The sequence below is a fragment of the Polynucleobacter sp. 39-46-10 genome, assembly GCF_002282275.1.
Map to the genome: position 1 here is coordinate 1 of NZ_NCJB01000231.1, position 3,952 is coordinate 3,952.

Genomic DNA, 3,952 nt, shown 5'->3' on the forward strand with positions numbered 1-3,952 from the left:
GGGACATTGCCATGGTTAAAATTGCTGCCATTCCGGAAGAAGTCGCAATGCAAGCCTCACCACCCTCTAGTGCAGCCAATCGATCCTGGAACATGCTGACGGTAGGATTGGTAAAGCGGGAATAGATGAAGCCTTGGTCTGCATGGGCAAAACCGTCGGCGGCCAGTTCAGCGCTATCAAAGCAAAAGCTGGAAGTCAGGAACATTGCCTCTGAATGCTCTTGGTATTCAGCAGTACGGCGAGTACCGGCGCGAACCGCAAGGGTTTCAAGCGCAAGCTTTGAGAAATCAGGTTTTTTGCGGGTAGTTTTGCTCATCATACCGCTATTTTGACACCGAATTGAAGAATTGCCTCAGACAGTAACGCCTGAGGAATTCCATCGTTGTTTTTAGTCTTCGGTAGCCAAATGCAGGTGAAGTTGTGAGCGGGCAAAGTCACTGGAGTCGCGCTGACGGTCAGCTTTAGCCTCCGAGGTATTACGAGCGGCCTCCAAAGCATCCAAATAGGATTCATTGATGTCGCCGGTAATGTAGTGGCCATCAAAGCAAGATGCCTCAAAATGCTGGATATTAGGATTGATGTCCTTCACTGCCTGCTTCATATCTTCAACGCTTTGATAGATCAACTGGTCTGCGCCAATCATCTTATTGATCTCTTCATCTGTCCGACCATAGGCAACTAGCTCACTACGCGTTGGCATATCGATACCGTAGACATTCGGAAAGCGTACAGGAGGCGCAGCAGATGCAAAGATCACCTTCTTGGCACCAGACTCTCGTGCCATTTGCACAATCTCAAAAGAGGTTGTGCCACGAACAATCGAATCATCCACAATCAATACCGTTTTATCTTTGAACTCAATACGCATCGCATTGAGCTTTTGGCGTACTGACTTCTTGCGAACCGCCTGACCGGGCATGATGAAGGTGCGGCCAATATAGCGATTCTTAAAGAAACCTTCGCGATAATCTACGCCAAGGCGTTTAGCCACCTGCATTGCTGCTGGACGGCTTGAGTCAGGAATCGGCATCACAACATCAATCTCGCCTGGAATAGTTTCTTTGCGGATCTTCTCTGCGAGATAGTCACCCATACGCATACGTACGTTGTAAACAGTAACGCCATCAATCGTGGAATCTGGGCGAGCCATGTAAACGTATTCAAAAATACAAGGAGTCAGAACAGCATCAGCCACACATTGACGTGAAGAGAAATTACCATCCAAATCAATATAGATCGCTTCACCAGGATTGACGTCGCGTACAAAAGTAAAACCAAGGCCATCAAGTGCAACAGACTCGGAGGCAATCATCCACTCAGGACCCTTAGGCGTATCAATTCGGCCAATACATAAAGGACGAATACCAAATGGATCGCGGAATGCTAACAATCCATAGCCAGCGATCAAAGAAACAACGGCATAAGAACCTTTGACGCGCTTTGCTACCTGAGTAACCGCATTGAACATCGCGCTTTCATCCAGGGCAGCGCTATTCGTTTCTTTTTGAAGTTCGTCTGCTAGAACGTTTAGCAATACTTCTGTATCTGAACTGGTATTAATGTGGCGACGATCACGATAAGCCATTTCAACACGCAGGCTAGCCGCATTGGTGAGGTTACCGTTATGGGCCAAGATAATTCCATAAGGAGCGCTAACGTAAAACGGTTGCGCCTCTTCTTCACTGCTAGCAGAACCAGCGGTGGGATAGCGAACCTGACCAATACCAGCGCTACCAATCAGACTACGCATATTGCGCGTTCTAAATACATCTCGCACTAGTCCATTAGCTTTATGCATCGTGAATGAGTTGCCATTCATCGTAGCCATGCCGGCAGCATCTTGACCGCGATGTTGCAAAAGCAACAGTGCGTCATAAATGAGTTGATTAACTGGGGAGTGGGAAACTGTTCCAACGACGCCGCACATAAGCCTAGATCCCTATTGTTAATGAAGGTGTAACGGTGGGTGTAATTTTAGGCATTGCATCACCCAATTGTTTTGCCCAATCAGCTGGTAACCAGCCTTTAATTAAACTAGTCGCCATATCAATGGCTGGTCGCGTGATTGCTTTTTGCCAAGCCACGCTCTGCGGTATTGGAGTTAGGGCAGCTAATGTAGCCATCACAACAATGACAACGCCACCGCGGGCTAAGCCGAACACCAGACCAAGAAAGCGATCAGTCATACTCAAGCCGGCAGACAAAATAATTTTTTGAATCACATTGCCGATAAGACCACAAACAATCAAAGTCAGAATAAATAAAATGAGGAAGCTCACACCCAAACTCAAAAGCTCATCCATATGAAAAGTGGACAACCATTCAACAGAAAGATAACTGGTGTAGTGATAAGCGACCCAGGCAGCAATAAACCAAGATGCAAGCGCCAACACTTCTTTAAATAAGCCCCTAGAAATGCCCACTAATGCAGAGATTAATAGCACTACCAAGGTGAAGTAATCCACCGTAGTTAATTTCAGGGTGGATAAATATTCCATTAAGGCGCTCCAACCTCAACCAGTCTTGGGGATAGGCCCATGACTTTGACTTTTTTCTCAGCCGCTTCGGCTGCATCCTTGTCAGTAAAAGGTCCCGCCCTCAATACGTAAAGCTTGGTGCCATCTGCAGCAGTTTTATTGAGTACGTAATTAGGGATTTTTTGATCCTTCATCTTGGTAATCCAGCCTTTAGCGCGTTCTTCAGAAGCAAAAGCGCCAATCTGAATGACGTACTTGCCAGAACCTACTTTTTTCGGAAGCTCTTCAGTTTTTGCTTTAACAGTTGTATTTGATGCAGCAACCACCTCTTCACCAGCAGCCAATCCAATAGAGCTCACGTTAGATGCTGTAGGTGCTGTTTTGGGGCTGGCTTTGGCTTCAGATTTCGCTTCAGGAGTTGGCGCAACTACAACTTCTTTTGTTTGCGCGACTTCCTTATCTTTTGCAAGCGTTTCGACTACTGTTTCAGGCTTGGCTTTTTCGTCATTTACAGGCATTGCAGCATTAGGCGCTGGCAGGCTAGTAACAATATTCACCGCAATATCATTATTAACAGACTTGGGCTTGTTATCTAAGATGCGGGGCAAACCAACAACCGCAATCAATACCAAAACAGCCGCGCCAATCAACCGATGGCGAGCACGCTGTTGCTCTGGATCTTCGGTAAGGGCGAGCTCTTCATTTTCTTGAGCACGCTGAAAGCTGCGGGGGGCTAATTTATTGATGGTACGACGACCCCTTGCTGAACCTCGATCAAGGTCTTCAGTCTCAGGGTTTCGCTTAAAAAGCTTCGGTAAACGAATCATGGATCAATACGCCTGGTTATTTCGATATGCCATTACGCCGGCAACGGTATAGAAGGATCCGAAGATAACAATTCTATCACCCTCACGCGCCTTAGAAAGTGCTTTTTGATAGGCTGCAGCAGGATCCGGGAAGCACTCAATACCGCCATCATCGCCATTTTTAAGTGCTACACCTAGCTCCACCAGCTTCTCAGACAGTGATGAAGCGCTAGAAGCGCGTGGCGTCGGTAAATCCGTGCAAAACCAGAAGTCCACACTACTTAGTAAAGGCTTGATGACGCCGGCAATATCCTTATCCGCCATCGCACCAAAAATGGCGTAGGTATAGGGGTGATAGCCCATCTTATCTAGACCTTGCCCTAAGGTAGCTGCGGCATGCGGATTATGAGCAACGTCTAAAACTATAGTTGGCTGGCCTGGAAGTACTTGAAAACGACCCGGAAGCTCCACCAAGGCAAATCCATTTCTGATGTCTTGAGCGCTAACCGGCAAACGAAGATGCAAGGCCATCAAGGCAGCGATCACTGCAGAGGCATTGAGAATTTGATTGGCGCCACGTAAAGCGGGATAGCCAAGACCGCTAAAGCGTTTTTGACGCCCTGCCCAACCCCATTGCTGCTTATCCCCTTGAAAGTTGTAATCACGACC

The 3,952-nt window shown here is 47.3% G+C and carries 5 protein-coding genes; all 5 read right to left on the minus strand.

Going from position 1 to position 3,952, the window contains the following annotated elements:
* Window positions 1–319, minus strand: a 319-nt coding sequence (locus tag B7X71_RS13295) for a PLP-dependent transferase (protein ID WP_293600989.1), incomplete at its 3' end; no start/stop codon positions are given.
* Between the two features lie 69 nt (window positions 320–388).
* Entirely contained in the window at window positions 389–1,927 is a 1,539-nt protein-coding gene (purF, locus tag B7X71_RS13300; protein WP_293597289.1) for an amidophosphoribosyltransferase, read from the minus strand.
* Between the two features lie 4 nt (window positions 1,928–1,931).
* A complete protein-coding gene (locus tag B7X71_RS13305) occupies window positions 1,932–2,498 on the minus strand; it encodes a CvpA family protein (RefSeq protein WP_293597290.1) in 567 nt (188 codons plus the stop codon).
* Window positions 2,498–3,304, minus strand: a complete 807-nt coding sequence (locus B7X71_RS13310) for an SPOR domain-containing protein (protein ID WP_293597291.1) — start codon at window positions 3,302–3,304, stop codon at window positions 2,498–2,500. The genes B7X71_RS13305 and B7X71_RS13310 overlap by 1 nt, the downstream gene beginning before the upstream one ends.
* 3 nt (window positions 3,305–3,307) lie before the next feature.
* Window positions 3,308–3,952 (minus strand): cyanophycin synthetase (locus B7X71_RS13315; RefSeq protein WP_293600990.1); only part of this gene is annotated, 645 nt, incomplete at its 5' end.